The organism is Streptomyces sp. SID13031 (assembly GCF_010548305.1).
In the GTDB taxonomy this organism is placed as follows: Bacteria; Actinomycetota; Actinomycetes; order Propionibacteriales; family Kribbellaceae; genus Kribbella.
Genome location: NZ_JAAGLV010000010.1, coordinates 37,184 through 60,927, shown reverse-complemented (window position 1 = coordinate 60,927; position 23,744 = coordinate 37,184). Strand labels below are relative to the sequence as shown.

Annotated in this window: 18 protein-coding genes and 1 pseudogene; all 19 read right to left on the bottom strand. The window is 66.7% G+C overall.

What is annotated here, in order from left to right; all coding sequences use genetic code 11:
- Positions 1 to 24: 24 nt before the first annotated feature.
- Entirely contained in the window at positions 25 to 3,885 is a 3,861-nt protein-coding gene (locus G3I17_RS20530) for a DNA-directed RNA polymerase subunit beta' (protein WP_164598671.1), read from the bottom strand.
- A 71-nt stretch (positions 3,886 to 3,956) separates the two neighbouring features.
- The gene (gene rpoB / locus G3I17_RS20525; protein WP_164598669.1) at positions 3,957 to 7,442 is read right to left on the bottom strand and encodes a DNA-directed RNA polymerase subunit beta; all 3,486 of its coding nucleotides are present in this window, start codon (positions 7,440 to 7,442) and stop codon (positions 3,957 to 3,959) included.
- Positions 7,443 to 7,717: 275 nt separating this feature from the next.
- Positions 7,718 to 8,320 (bottom strand): hypothetical protein, encoded by a 603-nt coding sequence (locus tag G3I17_RS20520; RefSeq protein WP_203590526.1) that lies wholly within the window; start codon positions 8,318 to 8,320, stop codon positions 7,718 to 7,720.
- 137 nt (positions 8,321 to 8,457) lie between these two features.
- Positions 8,458 to 8,961: a hypothetical protein gene (locus G3I17_RS20515; protein WP_164598665.1), complete on the bottom strand. Its 504-nt coding sequence runs from the start codon at positions 8,959 to 8,961 to the stop codon at positions 8,458 to 8,460.
- Positions 8,958 to 10,250 carry an MlaD family protein gene (locus tag G3I17_RS20510; protein ID WP_164598663.1) on the bottom strand — a complete coding sequence of 431 codons (1,293 nt, stop codon included), beginning with the start codon at positions 10,248 to 10,250 and terminating at the stop codon, positions 8,958 to 8,960. Before G3I17_RS20510 ends, G3I17_RS20515 begins: the two co-directional genes overlap by 4 nt.
- Positions 10,247 to 11,488, bottom strand: coding sequence for an MCE family protein (locus G3I17_RS20505; protein WP_164598661.1), 1,242 nt, complete (start codon positions 11,486 to 11,488; stop codon positions 10,247 to 10,249). The genes G3I17_RS20510 and G3I17_RS20505 overlap by 4 nt, the downstream gene beginning before the upstream one ends.
- Positions 11,485 to 12,672, bottom strand: a complete 1,188-nt coding sequence (locus G3I17_RS20500; protein ID WP_164598659.1) for an MCE family protein — start codon at positions 12,670 to 12,672, stop codon at positions 11,485 to 11,487. Before G3I17_RS20500 ends, G3I17_RS20505 begins: the two co-directional genes overlap by 4 nt.
- The gene (locus G3I17_RS20495; protein ID WP_164598657.1) at positions 12,669 to 13,697 is read right to left on the bottom strand and encodes an MCE family protein; all 1,029 of its coding nucleotides are present in this window, start codon (positions 13,695 to 13,697) and stop codon (positions 12,669 to 12,671) included. The genes G3I17_RS20500 and G3I17_RS20495 overlap by 4 nt, the downstream gene beginning before the upstream one ends.
- Complete coding sequence (locus G3I17_RS20490; protein ID WP_164598654.1) at positions 13,694 to 14,725, bottom strand: MCE family protein; 1,032 nt, start codon at positions 14,723 to 14,725, stop codon at positions 13,694 to 13,696. Before G3I17_RS20490 ends, G3I17_RS20495 begins: the two co-directional genes overlap by 4 nt.
- Complete coding sequence (locus G3I17_RS20485; RefSeq protein WP_164598652.1) at positions 14,722 to 16,038, bottom strand: MCE family protein; 1,317 nt, start codon at positions 16,036 to 16,038, stop codon at positions 14,722 to 14,724. The genes G3I17_RS20490 and G3I17_RS20485 overlap by 4 nt, the downstream gene beginning before the upstream one ends.
- Positions 16,039 to 16,040: 2 nt before the next feature.
- Complete coding sequence (locus tag G3I17_RS20480) at positions 16,041 to 16,874, bottom strand: ABC transporter permease (RefSeq protein WP_164598650.1); 834 nt, start codon at positions 16,872 to 16,874, stop codon at positions 16,041 to 16,043.
- A 6-nt stretch (positions 16,875 to 16,880) separates the two neighbouring features.
- The gene (locus tag G3I17_RS20475) at positions 16,881 to 17,654 is read right to left on the bottom strand and encodes an ABC transporter permease (RefSeq protein WP_164598648.1); all 774 of its coding nucleotides are present in this window, start codon (positions 17,652 to 17,654) and stop codon (positions 16,881 to 16,883) included.
- Positions 17,651 to 18,598 carry an ATP-binding cassette domain-containing protein gene (locus G3I17_RS20470; protein ID WP_164598639.1) on the bottom strand — a complete coding sequence of 316 codons (948 nt, stop codon included), beginning with the start codon at positions 18,596 to 18,598 and terminating at the stop codon, positions 17,651 to 17,653. Before G3I17_RS20470 ends, G3I17_RS20475 begins: the two co-directional genes overlap by 4 nt.
- A 259-nt stretch (positions 18,599 to 18,857) precedes the next feature.
- On the bottom strand, positions 18,858 to 19,241 hold the full coding sequence (gene rplL, locus G3I17_RS20465) for a 50S ribosomal protein L7/L12 (protein WP_164598637.1): 384 nt from the start codon (positions 19,239 to 19,241) through the stop codon (positions 18,858 to 18,860).
- A 189-nt stretch (positions 19,242 to 19,430) separates the two neighbouring features.
- Positions 19,431 to 19,937, bottom strand: a pseudogene (gene rplJ, locus G3I17_RS20460) (50S ribosomal protein L10); the annotation flags it as partial.
- 252 nt (positions 19,938 to 20,189) lie between these two features.
- Positions 20,190 to 21,386, bottom strand: coding sequence for an MFS transporter (locus tag G3I17_RS20455; RefSeq protein WP_164598632.1), 1,197 nt, complete (start codon positions 21,384 to 21,386; stop codon positions 20,190 to 20,192).
- Between the two features lie 42 nt (positions 21,387 to 21,428).
- A complete protein-coding gene (locus G3I17_RS20450; protein WP_164598630.1) occupies positions 21,429 to 21,833 on the bottom strand; it encodes a RidA family protein in 405 nt (134 codons plus the stop codon).
- Positions 21,834 to 21,879: 46 nt separating this feature from the next.
- On the bottom strand, positions 21,880 to 22,614 hold the full coding sequence (locus G3I17_RS20445; protein ID WP_164598628.1) for an IclR family transcriptional regulator: 735 nt from the start codon (positions 22,612 to 22,614) through the stop codon (positions 21,880 to 21,882).
- On the bottom strand, positions 22,611 to 23,630 hold the full coding sequence (locus tag G3I17_RS20440; RefSeq protein ID WP_164598626.1) for a sugar kinase: 1,020 nt from the start codon (positions 23,628 to 23,630) through the stop codon (positions 22,611 to 22,613). The genes G3I17_RS20445 and G3I17_RS20440 overlap by 4 nt, the downstream gene beginning before the upstream one ends.
- Positions 23,631 to 23,744: the final 114 nt, after the last annotated feature.

Here is a 23,744-nt window from a genome sequence, read left to right as displayed (position 1 = left end):
CCCTCGACGGGTGTTGCAGACCTTCTACTTCTGGTACGAGCCCAGGTCGAAGTCGTCGAGCGGGACCGACTGCCCGGCGGACGGTCCGAAGTCGTAGTCGTACGACTCGTAACCGACCATCGAGTACATCGCGGCCTTCGCCTCCTCGGTGGGCTCCACCCGGATGTTGCGGTAACGGTCCATGCCGGTACCCGCCGGGATCAGCTTTCCGATGATGACGTTCTCCTTCAGACCGACCAGCGAGTCGGACTTGCCGTGGATCGCGGCCTCGGTCAGGACCCGGGTCGTCTCCTGGAAGGAGGCGGCCGACAGCCACGACTCGGTCGCGAGCGACGCCTTGGTGATACCCATCAGCACCGGACGACCCGAGGCCGGCGTACCGCCCTCGGCCACGACGCGACGGTTCTCGGCCTCGAACAGCAACCGGTCCGCCAGCTCACCCGGCAGCAGGTTCGCCTCGCCGGACTCGATCACCGTGACCCGGCGCAGCATCTGCCGGACGATGATCTCGATGTGCTTGTCGTGGATGGCCACACCCTGCGACCGGTACACCGCCTGGACCTCGTCCACCAGGTGCTCCTGCGCCTTGCGGATGCCCAGGATCCGCAGAACTTCCTGCGGGTCCGGCGTACCTTGCGTCAACTGCTGACCGACCTCGACGTGCTGACCGTCCTCGATCAGCAGCCGGGCCCGCTTCGACACCGGGTAGGCGACCTCCTCGGAACCATCGTCCGGGGTGAGCACCAGCTTCCGGGTCTTGTCGGTGTCCTCGATGACGATCCGGCCGGCAGCCTCGCCGATCGGCGCCTTGCCCTTGGGCTGACGAGCCTCGAAGAGCTCGACGACACGGGGCAGACCGTGGGTGATGTCATCACCCGCGACACCGCCGGTGTGGAAGGTACGCATGGTCAGCTGCGTACCGGGCTCACCGATGGACTGCGCCGCGATGATGCCGACGGCCTCACCGATGTCGACCGGCTTGCCGGTCGCCAGCGAACGGCCGTAGCACTTCGCGCAGGTACCGGTCTTGGCGTCACAGGTCAGCACGGAGCGGACCTTGACCTGCTCGATCCCAGCGGCCACCAGCGCGGCGATGGACACGTCGCCCAGGTCGCTACCAGCGGTCAGTACCAGCGTGCCCTTGGCGTCGAACGTGTCCGTCGCCAGGGTGCGGGCGTAGGCGCTGGTCTCCACGTTCTCGGCGTGGACGATCTTGCCGTCCGGACCCGGCTCGCCGATCAGCTTCGGCAGGCCACGCTCGGTGCCGCAGTCCTCCTCGCGGATGATGACGTCCTGCGACACGTCCACCAGACGACGGGTCAGGTACCCCGAGTCGGCGGTCCGCAGCGCGGTGTCGGCAAGACCCTTACGAGCACCGTGGGTGGCGATGAAGTACTCGACCACCGACAGGCCCTCGCGGAAGTTGGACTTGATCGGCCGGGCGATGATCTCGCCCTTCGGGTTGGCCACCAGGCCACGCATACCGGCGATCTGCCGGATCTGCATCATGTTGCCTCGGGCACCCGAGTGGACCATCATCCAGATCGGGTTGGCCTTCTCGAAGTTCTCCTCCATGGCCTTGCCGACCTCGGCGTTGGCCCCGGTCCAGATCTCGATCAGTTCCTGGCGCCGCTCGGACGAGGTGATCAGACCCCGCTCGAACTGCTTCTGGACCTTCTCGGCCTGGGCCTCGTAGCGCGCCATGATCTCGGGCTTGCTCGGCGGCGTGCTGAAGTCGTCGATCGACACCGTGACACCCGAGCGGGTGGCCCAGCGGAAACCGAGGTCCTTCAGCGCGTCCAGGCAGAACGCCACCTGGACCTTGGAGTACCGCTCGGCCAGATCGTTGACGATCGAGCCCAGCTGCTTCTTGCCGACCTCGACGTCCACGAAGGTGTAGTCGCTCGGCAGCGCCTCGTTGAACAGGGCGCGGCCCAGCGTGGTCTCCAGCGAGAACCCACCGTTCGGGCGCTCGGTCGAGCCCTCCGGCGCACCGGCCTGGTCGAGCCGGAGCGTGATCTTGGCCTGCAGCGACAGCTCCTTGCGGTCGAAGGCCATCAGGGCCTCCGCCATCGAGCTGAACGCCCGGCCTTCGCCGATCTCGCCTTCCTTCAGCATGGTCAGGAAGTAGATGCCGATGATCATGTCCTGGGTCGGCATCGTGACCGGACGGCCGTCAGCAGGCTTCAGGATGTTGTTCGTCGACAGCATCAGGATCCGGGCCTCGGCCTGCGCCTCGGCCGACAGCGGCAGGTGCACCGCCATCTGGTCACCGTCGAAGTCCGCGTTGAACGCGGAGCAGACGAGCGGGTGGATCTGGATCGCCTTGCCCTCGATCAGCTGCGGCTCGAACGCCTGGATCCCCAGTCGGTGCAGGGTGGGCGCACGGTTCAGCAGCACGGGGTGCTCGGTGATGACCTCTTCCAGCACGTCCCAGACCTGGGCGCGCTGACGCTCGACCATCCGCTTGGCGGACTTGATGTTCTGCGCGTGGTTGAGGTCGACCAGCCGCTTCATCACGAACGGCTTGAACAGCTCCAGCGCCATCGCCTTCGGCAGACCGCACTGGTGCAGCTTCAGCTGCGGGCCGACCACGATGACCGAACGGCCGGAGTAGTCGACTCGCTTGCCCAGCAGGTTCTGACGGAAACGACCCTGCTTGCCCTTGAGCATGTCGGACAGCGACTTCAGCGGCCGGTTGCCCGGGCCGGTGACCGGACGGCCACGACGGCCGTTGTCGAACAGTGCGTCGACGGCCTCCTGCAGCATCCGCTTCTCGTTGTTGACGATGATCTCCGGCGCGCCCAGGTCGAGCAGACGCTTGAGCCGGTTGTTCCGGTTGATCACCCGGCGGTACAGGTCGTTCAGGTCGGAGGTGGCGAACCGGCCACCGTCGAGCTGGACCATCGGCCGCAGGTCCGGCGGGATCACCGGGACGCAGTCGAGCACCATGCCCATCGGGCTGTTGTTGGTCGCCAGGAACGCGGTGACGACCTTGAGCCGCTTCAGGGCCCGCGTCTTGCGCTGGCCCTTACCGGTCTTGATCGTCTCGCGCAGGCTGGCGGCCTCGGCCTTCAGGTCGAAGGTCTGCAGGCGCCGCTGGATCGCGGCGGCACCCATCGCACCGGAGAAGTACTTGCCGAACCGCTCCTTCATGGCGCGGTACAGGATCTCGTCGCCCTCCAGGTCCTGGACCTTGAGGTTCTTGAACCTGCTCCACACCTCGTCGAGGCGGTCGATCTCGCGCTGCGCACGGTCGCGCAGCTGCTTGACCTCACGCTCGGCGCCTTCCTTCACCTTGCGGCGAACGTCGGCCTTCGCGCCCTCGGCCTCGAGCTGGGCGAGGTCCTCCTCGAGCTTCTTCATCCGGGTCTCGATGTCGTTGTCGCGCCGGCCCTCGAGCTGCTTACGCTCGACATCGGTCCGGCCCTCCAACGACGAGAGGTCGCGGTGCCGCGCCTCGTCGTCGACGTCGGTGATCATGTACGCCGCGAAGTAGATGACCTTCTCGAGGTCCTTCGGGGCGAGGTCGAGCAGGTAGCCGAGTCGCGACGGGACACCCTTGAAGTACCAGATGTGGGTGACCGGCGCGGCCAGCTCGATGTGGCCCATCCGCTCGCGGCGCACCTTGGAGCGGGTGACCTCGACGCCACACCGCTCGCAGATGATGCCCTTGAAGCGAACACGCTTGTACTTACCGCAGTAGCACTCCCAGTCCCGGGTGGGACCGAAGATCTTCTCGCAGAACAGACCGTCACGCTCAGGCTTGAGCGTCCGGTAGTTGATCGTCTCGGGCTTCTTGACCTCGCCGTGCGACCACTGGCGGATCTCATCCGCGGTCGCCAAGCCGATCCGAAGCTCGTCGAAGAAATTCACGTCGAGCACGATGTGTTATCTCCCGATTGTCAAAAGTTGGGTCTGAGTGAGTTGGTTGTTGATCGAAAGCGGCAACCCGCTCAGACCTCTTCGACGCTGTTCGGCTCGCGCCGGGACAGATCGATTCCCAGTTCCTCCGCTGCGCGGAAGACGTCCTCTTCGCTGTCACGCATCTCGACCCGGCTTCCGTCGGACGAGAGCACCTCAACGTTCAGACAAAGGGACTGCATTTCCTTGACGAGAACCTTGAAGGACTCCGGGATACCCGGCTCCGGGATGTTCTCGCCCTTGACGATCGCTTCGTACACCTTGACGCGACCGACAACGTCATCGGACTTGATCGTGAGCAGCTCCTGCAGCGCGAAGGCGGCACCGTAGGCCTCGAGGGCCCACACCTCCATCTCGCCGAACCGCTGACCACCGAACTGCGCCTTACCACCCAGCGGCTGCTGCGTGATCATCGAGTACGGACCGGTCGAGCGGGCGTGGATCTTGTCGTCCACCAGGTGGTGCAGCTTCAGCATGTACATGTAACCGACGCCGACCGGCTGCGGGAAAGGCTCACCCGAGCGGCCATCGAACAGGTTGGCCTTGCCGGTGCTGTCGACCATCCGGTCGCCGTCGCGGTTGGGCAGGGTCGAGCCGAGCAGGCCGGTGACCTCTTCCTCGCGCGCACCGTCGAAAACGGGGGTGGCGACGTTCGTGAACGGCTCGGCTTCGCCGGCGCCGATCTTGATCAGTCGCTGGGCCCACTCTTCGGGGCTGTCCGGGTCGACCTTCCAGCCGCGGCTGGCAACCCAGCCGAGGTGGGTCTCGAGCACCTGACCGACGTTCATCCGGCCGGGCACGCCCAGCGGGTTCAGGATGATGTCGACCTGGCTGCCGTCCTCCATGAACGGCATGTCCTCGACCGGCAGGATCTTCGAGATGACGCCCTTGTTGCCGTGGCGTCCGGCGAGCTTGTCGCCGACGGAGATCTTGCGCTTCTGCGCGACGTACACGCGGACCAGCTGGTTCACGCCCGGCGGCAGTTCGTCGCCGTTGTCGCGGTCGAAGACGCGGACCCCGATGACGGTTCCGTTCTCACCGTGCGGCACCTTCAGCGAGGTGTCGCGCACCTCGCGCGCCTTCTCACCGAAGATCGCCCGGAGCAGCCGCTCCTCCGGGGTCAGCTCGGTCTCACCCTTGGGCGTGACCTTGCCGACCAGGATGTCACCGGTGGTGACCTCCGCGCCGATCCGGATGATGCCCCGCTCGTCCAGGTCCGCCAGCATCTCGTCGGAGACGTTGGGGATGTCGCGGGTGATCTCCTCCGGGCCCAGCTTGGTGTCGCGAGCATCGACCTCGTGCTCCTCGATGTGGATCGAGGTCAGCAGGTCCTGCTGGACGACGCGCTGGCTGAGGATGATCGCGTCCTCGTAGTTGTGACCCTCCCACGGCATGAACGCCACGAGCAGGTTACGGCCGAGTGCCATCTCGCCCTCGTCGGTGCACGGACCGTCGGCCAGCGGCGAGCCGACCTCGACCCGCTGCCCGGCGTCGACCAGCGGACGCTGGTTGATGCAGGTGCCCTGGTTCGAGCGACGGAACTTCTGCAGCCGGTACGTCTGGTACGTGCCGTCGTCGGCGGCGACCTCGATCAGATCGGCCGAGACCTCCTTGATGACGCCGGCCTTCTCCGAGACCAGCACGTCACCGGCGTCGACCGCTCCGCGGAACTCCATGCCGGTACCGACCAGGGGTGCGTCCGCGGTGATCAGCGGAACGGCCTGGCGCTGCATGTTGGAGCCCATCAGGGCGCGGTTGGCGTCGTCGTGCTCGAGGAACGGGATCATCGCCGTCGCGACCGACACCATCTGGCGCGGCGAGACGTCCATGTAGTCCACGTCGTCGACCAGGACGAGCTCGACCTCACCGTGGCGCCGGCGAACCAGCACCCGGTCCTCGGCGAACACGTCGTCGTCGGTCAGTGCCGCGTTGGCCTGAGCGATGACGAACCGGTCCTCCTCGTCCGCGGTCAGGTAGTCGACCTGGTCGGTGACCCGGCCGTCGACGACCTTGCGGTACGGCGTCTCGACGAAGCCGAACGGGTTCACCCGGCCGTACGTCGCGAGCGAGCCGATCAGACCGATGTTCGGGCCTTCCGGGGTCTCGATCGGGCACATCCGGCCGTAGTGCGACGGGTGCACGTCCCGAACCTCGAAGCCGGCCCGCTCACGAGACAGTCCACCCGGGCCAAGCGCCGACAGCCGGCGCTTGTGGGTCAGACCCGCGATCGGGTTGGTCTGGTCCATGAACTGCGACAGCTGCGAAGTACCGAAGAACTCCTTCAGCGCCGCGACCACCGGGCGGATGTTGATCAGCGTCTGCGGCGTGATCGCCTCGACGTCCTGAGTCGTCATCCGCTCGCGAACCACGCGCTCCATCCGGGCCAGGCCGGTGCGGAGCTGGTTCTGGATCAACTCGCCGACCGTGCGCAGACGACGGTTGCCGAAGTGGTCGATGTCGTCCTCTTCGACGACGATCTCGCCCTGCGGCGCGGTCAGCTCGGTCTTGCCCTCGTGCAGCGCGACGATGTACTTGATCGTCGCCACGATGTCGTTGATCGTCAGAACCGCGGTGTCGTGCGTCTCGTCACGGCCGAGCTTCTTGTTGATCTTGTACCGGCCGACCTTGGCCAGGTCGTAGCGCTTGCCGTTGAAGTAGTAATTGTCCAGCAGCGCCTGGGCAGCCTCGCGTGTCGGCGGTTCGCCGGGACGCAGCTTGCGGTAGATGTCGAGCAGCGCGTCGTCCTGCCCGGAGGTGTGGTCCTTCTCCAGGGTGAGGCGGATCGACTCGTACTCGCCGAACTCCTCGAGGATCTGCGCGTCGGTCCAGCCGAGCGCCTTGAGCAGCACGGTGACGTTCTGCTTGCGCTTGCGGTCGAGCCGTACGCCGACCATGTCGCGCTTGTCGATCTCGAACTCCAGCCACGCACCGCGCGACGGGATGATCTTGGCCGTGAAGATGTCCTTGTCCGACGTCTTGTCCGGCGTGCGCTCGAAGTACACACCGGGCGAGCGAACCAGCTGGGACACGACGACACGCTCGGTGCCGTTGATCACGAATGTGCCCTTGCGCGTCATCAACGGGAAGTCACCCATGAAGACGGTCTGGCTCTTGATCTCGCCGGTCTCGTTGTTCATGAACTCGGCGGTGACGAACAGCGGCGCCGAGTAGGTGACGTCACGCTCCTTGCACTCGTCGACCGTGTTCTTCGGGGGCTCGAACCGGTGGTCACGGAACGACAGCGACATGGTTCCGCTGAAGTCCTCGATCGGGGAGATCTCCTCGAAGATCTCCTCGAGGCCGGACGGGGAGGACAGATCAGTCCGTCCCTCCGCCTCGGCGGCGGCCACCCTGGCCTGCCAGGTTTCGTTTCCGACCAGCCAGTCGAAACTGTCCACCTGCAACGCAAGAAGATCCGGAACCTCGAGAGGCTCGGAGATCTTTGCGAAGGAGATGCGGCGTGGTGCGCCGGAAACGTTGGTAATACTGTCGGACTGGGGGTTGCGCGAGGCGACCAAGGGGCGTCCTTCCACGGGCTCGCAAAGTAACTTCGAAGCGGCACTTCGGGTGCTGGGAGCGCATGCCAAACGACCCTCGTCAAGTTCTGAGGATGAACAAGGGTGCGGTTAAAGGCAGCGCAAAGCAATAGGCTACCCGATCAGGGCAAGCCTGTCCAATGGGGTCCGATACTATGCCTTCGGACCACCCTCTCCGTCAAGGATCGACCCGGGTTCTCCAGCGGGTAACCAACCCGCGAGCCACCCGGCACGACCTCTCCGGAGTCACAAAGAGACTACAGTCCGGCGATCTCCTGGACCAGCCATTGGCCCCTGTTTCGGACCATCGTGAATCTCGTCCGGTTCAGGTCGACCCGGGGCCTACCCTCCGTGATCGTGCTGGTGGTCGTCTGGTTGACGAAGATGATCAGCGTGACCCGGTCGGCGTTGCCGTCCCGGACGCCGACCTCGCGGACCTCGGCACGGACCGTCGCCTTGGTCTTGGTGGCAAGTTCGCCGGCCACCTTGGCGGTGGCGTCGAACTTGCCGGCGAAGTCGGGCGTCATCGTCGCCCGCGCCGCCGCGAAGCTCTTGTCGAGCGTGCGGTAGTCGTAGCTCAGCGCCGTTTCGGCGGCTTTCCGGCCGGCCGCGACCGCCTGGCCACGAGCGTCGTCGGCCTCCTTGCCCTGCCAGGCCTTGACCCCGAGGATGCCCGCGAAGACCAGGATCAGCACCAGCAGGACCCCGAGCGCCGCCGACAGCACGACGGCGACAGGAGAGCGGACGGCCGATCCAGGCGCGACGACCGGGACGGCCGGCCTGGGAGGTACGAGGAAGCCCTGCTCGGCCTGTTCCGGAGCCGGCTTCTTGCGAGTTTCGTCACTTTGCGTAGTCGGCACTCTGTCCTGCGAACGGTCCGAAATCCGTTCCGGGGCCTCCGGTGTGGCCCGAGTCACTGCTTCAGAGGGGTCGATCCGGGGGTTGACTTCGGCCCCGTTCTCGGGGCGGCGGCGCTGGCCGGCGATCCTGCGGGGCATCAGCCGACCACCTGGAAGTCGGCGGTGAGCCAGCGGTTCTTCTCCCGGACCAGGTCCAGTTTGATCCGGTACCGGCGCTCCACGCCGTCCTTGGAGGCGGTGTTGGTGACGACGGCGTTCACGATCACCAGGACCTGGGCCGAGTCCTTGTCGTTCGACACCACCGCGGCCTCCTTCACGTCGCCCTTGGAGGTCGCCTTGTTCGCGACCACCTCCGTCTTCACCGAGCTCGCACCCGACTTGAACTCCTCCTTGAACTGCCCGGTGGAGTCGTCCAGCACCCGCTGCGCGTCCTTGTCCCAGCTCTCGTAGTTGTACGTCGTGAAGTCGAGCGCCAACTGCCGGGCCGCCTTCATCGCGCCGTCGCGTTCACTCTTGCGGGCGTCCTGCCCACGCAACGCGATCACCGACAGGGTCGCGCCGACCAGGGCGATCAGCACGAGCACGCTCAGCGCCCACGCCAGGATGATCGGGCCTCTCCGGGAGGCGGTTGCGGAAGTCATTTGCCACTCACCGGTCCGAGGATCAGGGCTTTCCAGGAGTCCTGGCCGAGCAGCTCTTCCTGGCCACCGGTCGATCCGAGCACCATCTCCGGCATCCCGCCCTGTCCGCCGGCGGCCCCCGTCACCGGGTCGTACCCGATGCCGTAGCCGATCCGGTTCGAGCCTGAGCGTGACGACGGCGCCGGCTTGTTCTGCGATCCCCGGACGTCGATTCCCGACCCCGGCGACGCAGTACAGCCTGCTTTGGTGTTCGCCGCCTTGCTGGTGGTGTCCTGCGGGACGCGCTTTTCGGTCCCGTTGTAACCGGCCCGGCAGGCAGGCGGGCTGAAGCCGAGCACCAGACCGAAGTGTGCGTCGTAGTGTCCGGTGCCCGGGTCCTTGCCCGGTACGACGTACCCGCCCATCGCCACCGCCGGGTAGACCACCAGCAGCTGCTCGACGGCGTCCAGCCGTACCGCGGTCAGCTGGCTCACCGTCAGCAGGTTGCCCAGCAGCACCGCGATGTCGGCCTTGTTCTCCGTGATCAGCGCGGTCAGCTGCGTCGACGCGGCCGAGCCGTTGTCGATCACGGACCGCAGGTTGGCGTCCGAGCTGACCAGCGTGTCGGACAGCAGGGCCAGGTTCTTCGCCCAGGTCTTGATCGCGTCCCCGCTCGCCACCTGGGTGGCGAGCACGGTGTTGCCGTCATTGATCAGCTTGATCGTCTGCAGGACGTTCGCGTCGGCGTCGCTGATCAGCGCGCCGGAGCTGTCGATGATCTTCTGCAGGTCGCTGCCCCGGCCGCGGAGCGCGTCGCCGAGCTCCTTGACGGTCGTCTTCAGGCTGTTCTTGTCGACCGAGTTCACCAGCTGGTCGAGGTTCAGCAGCAGCTCGGTGGTGTCGATCGGCAGCGCCGTGTTCTGCCGGGAGATCTTCGAGCGGTCCTGCAGGTACGGCGCGCCGTCGCGGCGCGGCTGCAGGTCGACGTACTGCTCGCCGATCGCCGACCGGTTCGCGACCACGGCGAGCAGGTCGCTGGGGATCTTGTTCTTCTTCTCGATGTCCAGGTTGACCTCGACGCCGTCGGACAGCAGCTTGAGCTCGCCGACCCGGCCGACCGGCTGGCCGCGGTACGTGACCTCGGCGCCGGAGAAGATGCCACCGGACTCGGCGAAGCTGGCACTGACCGTGTAGTCGTCGTTGAACAGCAGCTTGTCGACCTGGGCGTACTTGCCGCCGACGTAGGCGATGCCGACCAGGGTGATCAGCAGGAAGACCATCAGCTGGATCCGGATCGTTCTGGTGATCACTTGGCCACCCCCGGCATCAGGACCTTCGCGAGCTCGGGATCGAACCCGGACCGGTTCAGCTTCGGCGTACAGACCGGCAGCCCGAGGATCGTGATGCAGGTGGTCGCGGTCCCGGTCGGGAGCGGCAACGGCGGCAGCCCGCCGGTCGGCTTGGTGGTCGGGAACTTCGGCGAGTTGTGCAGCGGCAAGCTGATCTCCGCGGTCGGCAGGGTCAGGCCGACATCCGGCAGGTCCAGCCCGATAAGTCCCTTCAACGCCGTCTGGGTGTTGACGTCGAGGGTGATGTTCAGGTTGGTGAAGTCACCCTTGACCGCGCCCGCCGCCGCGTCCGGGAACGGATAGGTGAGCAGCAACTCGAGCGACCTCGGCAGGTTCTCGCCGGCCTCGACGAGCTTGGTGAGCAACGGGTAGAGCGACTGCAGGTTGGCGACCAGGTCCTTCTGCGACTCGGTGATCACCCGGGTCGCGGTACTACCCAAGCTGGCCAGGGCCTGCAGCGTCTTGACCAGCGCGGCCCGCTGCTTGTCCAGGGTGGCGATCGACTTCGGCAGCGAGTCGATCGCGCTCGCCAGCGTCGTCTTCTGCGCGTTCAGCTGCTTGGCCAGCTGGTCGACGGCGGTGATCGCGGTGACGATCTTCTGCTTGTTCTGGTCGAGGGTGCCGACGAAGGTGTTCAGCTGGGTCAGCACGCTGCGGATGGCCGGCTCGTTGCCGGTCAGCGCCTTGTTCAGCTCCTGGGTGATGATCTGCAACTGGGCCACGCCACCGCCGTTGAGCAGCAGCGACAGCGCCGACAGCACCTCTTCGACCTCGACGTTGCTGGTCGTGCGGGACAGCGGGATCAGCTCGCCGTTCTCCAGCTTGCCGCGCGGCTTCTCAGTGCCCGACGGCTGCGCCAGCGAGACGAACTTCTCGCCCAGCAGGCTGGTCTGCCGGATCGTCGCCCGGGCGTTGTCCGGCAGCGCCAGGCTCTTCGGCAGCTTGATCCTGACCTTGGCGGTGTAGCCCTCCAGCCAGACCTTCTCGACCGTACCGACGGTGACGTCGTCCACCTTCACCGACGACTTCGGCACCAGGTCCAGGACGTCGGCGAACTCGACGGTGACCGTGTACGACGGGCCCTTGATCTTGGCGCCACCCGGCAACGGCAGGGAGTAGACGCTGAAGTCGCATCCACTCAGGAGGGTCGCCATCGCGACGGCACCGGCGACCACCGCAGTACTGCGCAGGCGCCTCATCGCGTACCACCCGGGACCAGGCCGCCGAGTGTGTCGTCGACGGGGTCGGGGCTGGCCAGCTTGGCCTTCGGGGCCGGCGCCCACGGCGTACCGGCTGGTCCGCCGGAGCCGGTGATGGCACTCAGCAGCGGGAGCTTCGGCAGCGCGTCGAAGATCGGCTTGAGCGCCGAACACGTCGACAACGGCTGGTTGGCCTGGATCAGCAGCGAACAGATGAAGGTCGCCGGGTCGTCCAGCTGGGCCAGGTTGATCCGCTGGTCCAGGGTGCCGAACTGCGGGTTGTAGACGCGGGCCAGGTTGCCCAGGCCGAGCGGCGCGGTGTCGATGATCTCGGCCAGCGCGGCCTTCTCCTTGACCAGGATCTGGGAGACGTCGGTGGCGCCGGAGATGGTGGTCTTCAGCAGCGAACGGTTGTCCTTGACGAAGCTCGCCACCTCACCGAGCGCCGCCGCCAGCGTGGACAGCGCGGCGGACAGGTCCTGGCGCTCACCGGCCAGCGTGGTCGAGGTGGCCGCGAAGTTCGTGTTGAACTGCTTCACCAGGGCGTCGTTGGCGGCCAGCGCGGAGACGAAGGTCTGCAACTGCCGGACCGTGCTGAACAGGCTCTTGGAGTTGCTCGACAGGGTCTGGGTCAGCGTGGACACGTCGGTGATGGTCTGGTTCAGCTTCGCGCCCTGACCGTTCAGGTTGGCCGCGGACACGTCGAGCAGCCGCGACAGGGCGCCCTGGTCGTTGGCGCCCTTCGGGCCGAGCGCGACGGACAGGTCGTTCAGGCTCTCGTAGATCTGGTCGAGCTCGAGCGGTACGGCCGTCCGCTCCAGCGGGATCTGCGCGCCGTCGGCCATCACGGCACCCTTGGAGTACGCCGGGGTGAGCTGGAGGTACCGGTCGGCGACGATCGACGGGGACGCGATCACGGCCTTCGCCTCGGCCGGCACCTTGTGCTTGGCCTCCCACCAGAACTTCACCCGGACCGAGCGGCCGGCCGGCGTCACGCTCTCGATCTCGCCGACCTTGATGCCGAGGATCCGGACGTCGGAGCCCGGGTAGACGCTGACCGCGCGCGGGAAGTACGCCGTCGCCGACACCCGCTCGGGATGCGGCCAGAGCGAGATGACGCTGACGGCCAGCACCACGATGACGACGCCGAACGCGATCATCCGGGAGAGTCCTGCGATCTTCATCGGCCGCTCCCCCCGGTCAGCCCGCCCAGGATCGGCGGCAACCCCGGGATCGGGAGCTGCGGCAACGGGATCTCGGGCACCGGTACGAGGTTCTGCACGTAGGTGTCGAACCACGGCCCGGTACCGAGGGTGTTGGTGAACACCCGTGCATACGGCGCGAGGCCCTTGATGCTGGCGTCCAGCGCGTTCTGGTTCTTCAGCAGGGTGGCCAGCACGGCGTTGACCTTGGTCAGCGTCGGCGCCAGGTCCTTGCGGTTCTCCTTGACCAGCGCGCTGACCTGCGCGGCCAGCTTCTGCGTCGAGACGAGCAGTTCGTGGATCAGCGCCCGGCGCGCCTGCACCGCCTGGAACACGGTGTTGCCGTCCTTCATCAGCTTGATCAGCTCTTCGTTGCGGTCGGCCAGAACCTTGGTGACCACCTCGGAGTGCTGCAGCAACTGCTTCAGCTGCTCGTCGCGCTTGGCGACGTTGCGGGACAGCCGGGACAGCCCGGTCAGCGAGGCCCGGACCTCTTCCGGGGTGTTCTTGAAGGTCGTCGACAACGTGTCCAGCGCCTTCGCCAGCTGCGCGGTGTCGATCCGCTCGGTGGTGTTGGCCAGATCGGTGAACGCGTCGACGACGTCGTACGCCGAGATCGTCCGGTCCAGCGGGATCGCCGAACCCTCCTTGAGCTCGCCGTCGCCGGCCGGATCGAGCTTCAGGTACTTCTGCCCGAGCAGCGTCTTGATCTTCATCTCGGCGCCGGTCTTGTTGCCGAGCTTCACGCCGCGGTCGACGACGAAGTCGACCCGGACGTGAGTGCCCTCGAGCTCGACCTTGCGGACCTGGCCGACCCGGACCCCGGCGACCCGGATCTCGTCGTTCGGCTTCAGTCCGCCGGCCTCGGAGAACTGCGCGGAGTACTTCGTGCCGCCACCGATCAGCGGCAGGTCCTGCGCCTTGAACGCGGCCAGCATGACCAGCCCGATCACGGTCAGGCCGACCACGCCGATGGTGACCTGGTTCTGTTCCCTGAACGGCTTCACTTGGCGCACCTCGCCGAGTTGACGTCATGGCTGATCGGGATCCGGGTGCCCAGCGGCAGCGTGACGTTGCCGTCGAAGCCGCACAGGTAGAAGTTGAACCAGGACCCGTACGACGCGGTCCGGGTCAGCGTCTCGAGCTTGCCCGGCATGTTCTGCAGCGTCTTCACCCAGATCGCCTGGGTGTCGTCAAGGGTGGTCGACACCTGGCGCAGCCGGTCGAGGTCCGCCTTGAGCGGCACCCGGGTCTGCTGCAGCAGGCCGGCCGTCTTCGTGTTCAGCGAGTTGATCGAGCCGAGCGAGCCGAGGATCGGGTTGATGTCCTGGCTCAGCCCGGTGATGAACTGCTGCAGGTTGACCAGCAGCTGGGAGAAGTTCTGCTGGCGCTGCGAGACGATCTGCAGCGTCGAGGTCAGGTTGGTGATCAGGTCGCCGATCACCTGGTCGGAGTCGGCCAGGGTGGTGGTCAGCGACGCCGTCCGGGCGAGCAGGCTCTCGATCGTGCCGCCCTCACCCTGCAGCACCTTGATCACCTCGAACGCGAACTGGTTCACGTCCTTCGGCGTCAGCGCGGTGAACAGCGGTTTGAACCCGTTGAACAGCACCGACAGGTCCAGCGCGGGCGCCGTCCGGTCCTTGTCGATGATCCCGTTCGCCTTCATCTTGCTGCCACCGCCGACGCCCTCGGTCAGCGCGACGTAGCGGTTGCCGACCAGGTTGCGGTAGCGCATCGTCGCCCGCGTGCTGGTGTCGAGCACCTGGTCGGAGTCGACGCTGAAGGTGATCATCGCGAGTTTGTCCTGGTAGACCGCGATCTTGTCGACCTGCCCGACCCGGACACCCGCGATCCGGATGTCGTCACCCTTGTTCAGCCCGACCACGTCGGTGAACACGGCCCGGTACTTCGTGGTCGCGTTGAAGCTGATGTTGCCGATGGTGATGGCCAGCAGCGCGGTCGCCACCGTCGTGACGACGACGAAGATCGCCAGCCGGACGGTGTCGAGCGAGGTCTTCTTGTCGAGCAGCTTCATTTCAGGTTCACCTGCCCGCCGCGGACCAGGGGGCCGATCAGCAGGGTGGTCAGATCGGGTACCTCGCCGGCCGGGATGCCCATCGCCGGTCCGGCGAAGGAGTCGATCACCTTCTGCTCGGCCGGCGTACCGGCGCCACCGGTGTCCATCGCGAAGCCGGGCATCGCCCGGTTCAGCTGCAGGTTGACCGGGAACTTCGTGTTCTTGCCGTGGTCGCCGATCACGCCGTCCTCACCGGTGACGTACGGCGCCGGGTTGGCCTGCGTGTACGGGCCGGGATGCTCCCCCGGCACGGTGTAGTTCCGGCCGACACAGGTCGGGCCGCGATGGTCCTCGTACTTCGGCGTCTCGTTCGGCTGGTACGGAGTGGGCTGGTTGGTGATCAGCTCCAGGTTGATGTTCAGCCGGCCGTCGCGGAAAGTGTCGCTCAGGGTCGGGATGGTGTCCGTCATCACCTTGAGGAAGCAGGGGAACTCCGGCGAGTAGCGCTCCAGCAGGTCGAGCACCGGCCTGCTCACCTCGCCGAGCCGGATCACCCGGTCCTCGTTCTCCTTCAGGAAGGTGTTCCCGGTGGTGGACAGCGTCTGGACGTCGATGAAGAACGTCTGCAACTGCTTCTCCTTCTCCACCACGGTGTTGCCGGTGATGGTCAGGTTGCGCAGCGCCCGGGCCAGGTCCGGCGTGACGTCGCCGTAGATCTTCGAGACCTGGGTCAGCTTGGTCAGCGCGGCGATCAGGTTCGGTACGTTCGGGTTCAGCTTCTTCAGGTAGCCGTCGAGCTGGGTGAGGGTCTCGGCGATCTCACTGCCACGCCCCTCCAGCGCCGTGGCCAGCGTGTTCAGCGTCGCGTTCAGGTCGGCCGGGTCGACCGCCTGCAGCAGCGGCAGCGCGTCGTTCAGCACCTTCTCGATCTCGATGCCGACCGCGGTCTTGTCCCGGGCGATCACGTCGCCACCCTTGATCGCGCGGCCCTCGGGACCGGCCGGCGGCACCAGCGCGACGTACTTCTCGCCGAACAGCGTCTTGGGCAGGATCCGCGCGCTGACCTGGCTGGAGATCTCCTGCACCTGGTCGGGCTTCAGCGCCAGGTGCACGGTGGCGAAGTCGCCGTCGGTGGAGACGCTGCGGACCTCGCCGACGATGATGCCGCGCAGCTTCACGTCCGCGTGCCGGTTCAGCTGCAGGCCGATGTGGCTGGTCTGCAGTTCCACGTCGACGGTGGCGGTGAAGACCTTCGTGTAGAAGGCGTAGGTCAGCCAGAGCAGGAAGCAGAGCAACCCGATGAAGGCCGTCCCGAGTAATCGTCTGGTCATCGCTACCCCGCCAGCCTGACCGTGGTCGTGGTGCCCCAGATCGCCATCGACAGCAGCAGGTCGACGACGTTGATCACGACGATCGACGTCCGGACCGCGCGCCCGACGGCGACACCGACGCCTGCCGGGCCGCCGGTCGCGTGGTACCCGTGGTAGCAGTGCACCAGGATCACCAGCACCGAGAAGACGAGCACCTTGCCGAACGACCAGAGCACGTCACCCGGTGGTAAGAACAGATGGAAATAATGGTCGTACGTCCCGGTGCTCTGCCCGTAGAACGTCGTCACGGTCAGCCTGGTGGCGAAATACGACGACAGCAACCCGACGACGTACAAGGGGACGACCGCGATCAGCCCCGCGATGATCCGGGTGGTGACCAGGTACGGCAGGGACGGGACCGCCATCACCTCGAGGGCGTCGATCTCCTCGCTGATCCGCATCGCGCCGAGCTGCGCGGTGAAACCACAGCCGACGGTCGCGGCGAGCGCGATCCCGGCGATCAGCGGACCGATCTCGCGGGTGTTGATGTAGGCGCTGACGAAACCCGCGAAGGCCGAGGTGCCGATCTGGTTCAGCGCCGAGTAGCCCTGCAGGCCGACCTCCGTGCCGGTGAAGAAGGCCAGGAAGGTGATCACGCCGACGGTGCCGCCGATCACGGCCAGTGCACCGGTACCGAGCGTCACTTCCGCGAGCAGCCGGAGGATCTCGCGGCGGTACCGGCGGACCGACTTGCCGGACCAGGCCAGTGCCTTGAGGTAGAAGGCGAGCTGCTCACCGAGCCGGTCGAGCGAGTTCAGCGGCTTCTTGATCAAGACGTCGAGGGCGGACTGCGCCATGGCAGGTCAGGCCCCCTTCGGCGGTACGAGCTGGAAGTAGATCGCCGTCATCGAGAAGTTCGCGACGAACAGCAGCATGAAGGTGATCACGACGGACTGGTTCACCGCGTCGCCGACCCCCTTCGGGCCACCACCGGCGTTCACACCCTTGTAAGAGGCGACCACCGCGGCGATGAAGCCGAACACCAGCGCCTTCACCTGCCCCTGCCACAGGTCGGGCAGGTGGGCGAGCGCCGTGAACGAGGCTATATAGCTACCGGGCGTACCGTCCTGCAGCACCACGTTGAAGATGTAGCCGCCCATCACGCCGACCACGCTGACGAAGCCGTTCAGGAAGAACGCGACGAGCATGGTGGCCAGCACCCGCGGGACGACCAGGCGCTGGATCGGGTCGATGCCGAGCACCATCATCGCGTCGAGCTCTTCGCGGATCTTGCGCGCGCCGAGGTCGGCGCAGATGGCCGAGCCGCCCGCGCCGGCGATCAGCAGCGCGGTCGCGATCGGCGACGCCTCACGGACCACGGCCAGTACGGCGGCCGAGCCGGTGAAGGCCTGCGCGCCGAACTGCTGGATCAGCCCACCGACCTGCAACGCGATCACCGCGCCGAACGGGATCGCGACCAGTGCGGTCGGGATGATCGTCACGCTCGCCACGAACCACGCCTGCTGCAGGAACTCGCGCAGCTGGAACGGCCGCCGGACCGAGGCCCGGGCGGCGTCGAGCGCGAAAGCGAACAGCGATCCTGCGGCCTTCAGCGGGGCGGTGGCGGAGGCTGTCACGAAGTCGTCACCACGTCACCGGCGAAGGAACCGGGCGGTGGCGTCACGCCGTTGTCCTCACACCATTGGCCCGGCGGGCGCTGGGTCGGGCGTAGTACGCCGCTGCTGGGCAGTTGCTGGATCGGGATCGGCGGCAGCGGCGGCAGCTCCTGGTCGGCCTCGGCGGCGAGCTCGTCGGCGTCCTTCTCCTCCGACATGCCGATCGGGCCGATCCGCTGGGCGTTCAGGAACTGGCGGACCACCGGCTCCTCGCTGGACAGCAGCATCTCGCGCGGGCCGAACATCGCCAGGTGCCGGTGGTACAGCAGACCGATGTTGTCCGGCACCGTCCGCGCGGTGTTGATGTCGTGGGTGACGATCAGGCAGGTCGCCTGGGTCATCTCGTTCAGGTCGATGATCAGCTGGTTCAGGAACGCCGTCCGGACCGGGTCGAGGCCGGAGTCGGGCTCGTCGAAGAGCAGGATCTCGGGCTCCAGCACGAGCGCGCGGGCCAGCCCGGCGCGCTTGCGCATCCCGCCGGAGATCTCGGCCGGGAGCTTCTTCTCCGCGCCGACCAGGCCGACCATCTCCATCTTCTCCATCACGATGGAGCGGATCTCGGACTCGGACTTCTTGGTGTGCTCACGCAACGGGAAGGCGACGTTGTCGTACAGGTTCATCGAGCCGAACATCGCGCCGTCCTGGAACAGCACGCCGAACAACTTGCGGACCTCGTAGAGCTGGCGCTCGGAGCAGGTCGCGATGTCGACGCCCTCGATGTGCACGTGACCCTTGTCGGGCTTGAGCAGACCGATCAGCGTCTTCAGGAATACGGACTTCCCGGTGCCGGAAGGGCCCAGCATCACGCAGATCTCGCCGGCCGGCAGGGTCAGGGACACGTCGCCCCAGATCAGCTGGCTTCCGAAGGACTTCGACAGTCCCTCGACGCGGACTTCTACGCCCACCGGTCCTCCTCACGGGTAAGTCGTGCTGCCCCGACCGACGTGCTTTCGCCGGTTCAACGAGGGCGCGGTTGCTTAGGTTACGCACGAGTACGCTTTTGCGTAACCCCTGTCTGTCAAGTGATCACGACCGAAGAGTCACGCTGTGGTCACGCACCGAGACCTTTCGGGATACTAGTCCCGGTCCGGACATGCCGAAGGGCGGCCCCGTAGGACCGCCCTTCAACTGGTATCACTTCGTTGTGCGGCTAGGCCGCACAGGTCACTTGACCGAGACGGTGGCGCCGGCGCCCTCGAGGGCATCCTTCGCCTTCTCGGCCGAAGCCTTGTCGACCTTCTCGAGGATGGCCTTCGGCGCGCTCTCGACGAGGTCCTTGGCCTCCTTCAGGCCGAGGCTCGTGAGGGCGCGCACCTCCTTGATGACCTGGATCTTCTTGTCGCCGGCCGACTCCAGGACGACGTCGAACTCGTCCTGCTCGAAGGCCTCTTCGGCCGGGGCGCCGGGGGCACCCGCGACCGCGACGGCGACGGGAGCGGCGGCGGTGACGCCGAACTCCTCTTCGAAGGCCTTCACGAACTCAGAGAGCTCGAGCAGGGTGAGGTCCTTGAACTGACCGAGCAGCTCTTCGGTGCTGAGCTTCGCCATTTTGGCGGTCCTTCCTTCAACGTGTTGCTGGGGTGATCACTGATTGGGGTGTTGCGTGATTCGAACGCGTCAGCTGTCAGCTGACGTGGTCTCCTCGGTGCTCGCCTCTTCGGCAGGTGCGTCGGCGGGTGCGTCCTGCACAGCCTCGGCAGCCGGAGCCTCGTCCGCCACGGGGGCGTCGCCGGCCGGCAGCTTGTCCTGCAGCGCCGCGAACAGGCGGGCAGCCTGTGCGAGCGGAGCAGCGAACAACGACACCGCTTGCTGCGGGGCCGCCTTCATCGCACCTGCGAGCTTCGAGAGGAGAACCTCACGCGACTCGAGGTCAGCGAGCTTGTTGATCTCGTCGGAGCCGAGTGCCTTGCCATCCAGCACACCGCCCTTGATGACGAGAAGGGGATTGGCCTTGGCGAAGTCACGCAGCCCCTTGGCCGCGACCACCGGGTCGCCCTTGATGAAGGCGATGGCCGACGGACCCTCGAGCAGGGAGTCGAACGACTCCACACCCGCATCCTTGGCCGCGATCTTGGTCAGCGTGTTCTTCACCACGGCGTAGTGCACGTCATCACCGAGCGCCGTGCGCAACTGCCGCAACTGCGCCACGGTGAGTCCGCGGTACTCGGTCAGTACGGCGGCGCCTGAGCTTCTGAAGTTCTCAGTCAGCTCCGCGACGTCGGCTGCCTTGTCCGGCCTCGCCATGGGTCTCCTTCCGCCCTGTCAACGACAGGGTTTGGCCTCTAAATGCCATACAGCTCTTGCCGCGCCGGCCCAAAGCCCAGAAAATCGAAAACGCCCCTGCGCAGGCGCAAGGGCGTGAAAATGACTCTCACTGACTTGTCACCTGCGCGGGCCGCCCACAAAGTTCATGGACCTTCAGTTGCTCCGGGAGCAACGACCAGCGGTCTTCGGCAGAGTCCATTGAAACATCGGAAGGCGAGCGAACCAAATCGGTTACTCCGGCGCCCTGGGCAGAGGTGGGATCCACCGGCTCATCGCGGTCGCCGCGGCCCATCCGGTGAGTCCCATGAACAGTACTGCGGGGCCGAGACCCGCGATCGCGGTGACCGCGGCGATCAGGAACGGCCCGGCGCCACTGCCGGTGTCGGCGAACAACCGGAAGGCGCCGAGGAACTGGGCCCGGCCGACCGGTGGCGAGGCGTCGGCCCCGAGGGTCATGATCACGCCGGCGCCCAGCCCGTTGCCGACGCCCATCAGCAGAGCGACCGCGGTCAGCGTCAGGCCCGAATGCGTCAGTGGCAGGAGCAGATGCGCCAGCCCGAGTACGAACATCGACGGTACTGCGACCCACTTGCGCCCGAACCGGTCCATCACCGAGCCGGCCGGATAGAACAGCAGCATGTCGACGGCACCCGAGATGCCGAAGATCAGGCTGGTGGTCTGCGGATCGAGTCCGAGATGCTCGGCCCACAACGGGATCACCACCTGCCGCGAAGCGCGAACGGCGCCGACGAGGAGTGCGCCGACGCCGAGCGTCCGTAGTACTGGGAGATGCTCGCGGATGACCGTGCGGGTGGATTGCATGACGACCGGGTTGGCGGCGCGGTTGCGGCGTACGGACTCGATGTCCGGGAGGCTCAGCAGGACCACGCAGGCGAGCGCGGCCGCGACCAGGTGGACCCAGTAGGCGCCGTCGGTGCCGAGGAACTTCATCGCGAAGGCGCCGAGGAACGGGCCGATGAAGGAGCCGATCCGCTGCACGCCACCGAGAGTCGACAGCGCTCTCGCACGGAGCTGGATCGGGACGGCCTCACTGAGATAGGCCTGCCGGGCCAGGCCCCAGACCGCGGCGGCGAGCCCGGTCGCGCCGATGGCGAGCGCGAGCCCCCAGACGTTCGGAACGAGGAGACAGGCCACCAGCGCGACCGATACGAGCCCGGTCGCCAGTAACATCGCACGCCGCTCACCGATCCGGGTGGTGAGCGCGCCCGCCGGGATATCACCGATCACTTGCCCGACACCGGCCGCGGCGACGACCAGACTGGCAACCGCGATCGAAGCACCCAGATCACGCGCCGACAGAGCGACAACGGGAGCGATCGCCCCCTGGCCGATGCCGTACAGCAAGGCCGGCAGATAGATCGAGGGAGCGATCCTCCAGAGACTGACCGGGTCTGCCATCCCCCTCATCGTCCCACCCTCAACTACCTGATGAGACGCCTGTCCCAAGGATCAGGACAGGACTGCGAGGGCGTCGATTTCTACCAGCATCTGCTCGAGGGGGAGGCCGGTGAAGACGGTGGTGCGGGAGGGGAGGATGCCGCTGGGGGTGCGGGGGGTGACGAACTCGGCGTAGGCCTCGTTCATCGGGGCGAAGTCGTCGCGGGTGGTGAGGTAGACGCGGAGCATCAGGACGTCGTCGAAGGTGGCGCCGCCGGCCTTCAGGATCGCCTCGATGTTCTGCAGGACCCGGGTGGTCTGCGCCTTCACGTCACCCTCGAAGACGAACGAGCCGCTCGCCGGGTCGACCGAGCCCTGGCCGGACACCTGCAGGACGTTGCCCTTGCGGACTCCCTGGGAGAACACCGGCATCGGGGCGGGGGCATCGGGGGTGGAGACGGCGGTCTTGTCGGACATTTTTCTAGGGTTCCTCTCGATCAGTTGGCTGAAAGTCAGTGGGAAGTCAGTTGTAGTCGGCGCCGATGGCGGCCGCGGTGGCCAGCAGGTCCGGCAGCAGCTCCAGCACCTGCTCATAGTTGAGCAGAACGTCCGGTACCGACACCGAGACGGCTCCCACCACCCGGCCGGTGCGCTCGGTGATCGGCGCCCCGATGCAGTTGATGAAGGTCTCGTGCTCGGCTCGGTCGTGCGCCCAGCCCTGCGACCGGACCAGGTCGAGCTCGTCGCGCAGCTGGTCCGGTCCCGCGATCGTGTTCGGCGTGTACAGGTGGTACTCGATGGTGGTCAGCAAGCCTTCCCGCTGCCGCTTCGGCTGCGCGGCGAGCAGCACCTTGCCGACGGCCGTGCAGTGCAGAGCGGCCGGTACGCCGATCTGGCTGTACATCCGCACCGACTGCACACTGTCGAGCTTGTCGATGTAGATGACCTGCCCGTTCTCGTACGCCGCCAGGTGCACCGTCTGCCCGGTCCGCTGGTTGAGCTGCAGCAAGTGCGGAGCAGCAACAGCCCGTACTACGTGCTGCTCCCGAGCCGCGTCGGCCAGCGAGAACAGCCGAGACCCCAGCCGATAGCGGTGCGCCTCGTCGCGTCGTACGAACCGCTCGACCTCCATGGTCCGCAGCAGCCGCAGCACTGTCGTCTTGTGGACGTCGAGCTCGGTCGCCAGCTGGTCGAGCGAGCGGTCCCCCTCCCCCAGGCTGACCAGGATCTGCAGGGCTCTAGCCAGGCTCTGACTCACAGCACACCTCCCACCAGGGCTGGTGACCTGATACCGGCTGGTCCCACCTGGGTGCCGGCCCAGTCTTCTTCGGAGCAGTCGAGCAACGCCTGCCGCGTACGCGCATCAGGAGGCGTCGCATGGTCGTCAGGCACAGCCAGCACGGCCGCAGCGCTCACATGTCCCAGCCGCAACCGCTGCGCCATGGGCAGCCCCTGCAACGTCCCGGCCAAGTAGCCGGCAGCAAAGGCATCGCCAGCACCCACCGGCTCTACTACTTCAACAGTGAGAGCCGGTACCTCCGTACGCCGCCCGTCCGGCTCCAGCGCGAGCGCTACATGCGCGTCCGACTTCACCACGATCGTCGCGCGCGGCCCGAACAGCCGCCGCAGCTCATCTGGATCACCCGTCCCGGCAAAGACAGCAGCCTCATCAGCACCGATCAGTACTACGTCAGCCGCCCGCAGCAGCCGCCACAGCGGAGCCGGGTCGGTGTCACGCCACAACGCCGGCCGCCAGTTGAGGTCGACGCTCAAGGTGAGGCCCAACATGTCCCGCAAAGCCGCTAACCGATCCAGCAGCGCAGCAGCCGTCGTAGAGATGGCCGCAGTGATCCCAGTGGTGTGCACGAGCTCAGCACCGACCAGCCGGTTGCGCACTGCCGGCCGATCCAGGAAGTCGGCATCCATAGCCGCAGCGGCCGAGCCTGAGCGGTAGTAGTGCATCCGCGTCCGGCCGTTGATCGTGTGCTTCACGTAGAGCCCGGTCGGCCGGGTCGGGTCGTCCTCGACGCCACCCACCTCGACCCCACGGCTCTCCAGGTCGCGCAGTACGTGCCGCCCGAAGCCGTCGGCGCCGAGCCGCGAGATCCAGCCCGTCGGCACCCCCAGCGCAGCCAGGCCGCCGGCGACGTTGCACTCGGCGCCGCCCACCGAGCGGCGGAACGTCTCGACATCCTCCAACGGGGCACCGGTCTCGGCGGCGAGCATGATCATCGCCTCGCCGAGGCAGACCGCCCGAGGTACCAGATCGGCCATCGATGAGTCCTCTCGGGCGGATGTCGTTGACGGAAGTTCTGGCGCGATGCTACAACCGATACGTCAGAATGCGCAACGAACGTTGCGCAGAACGCAACCAGCGCAGAGGACGTC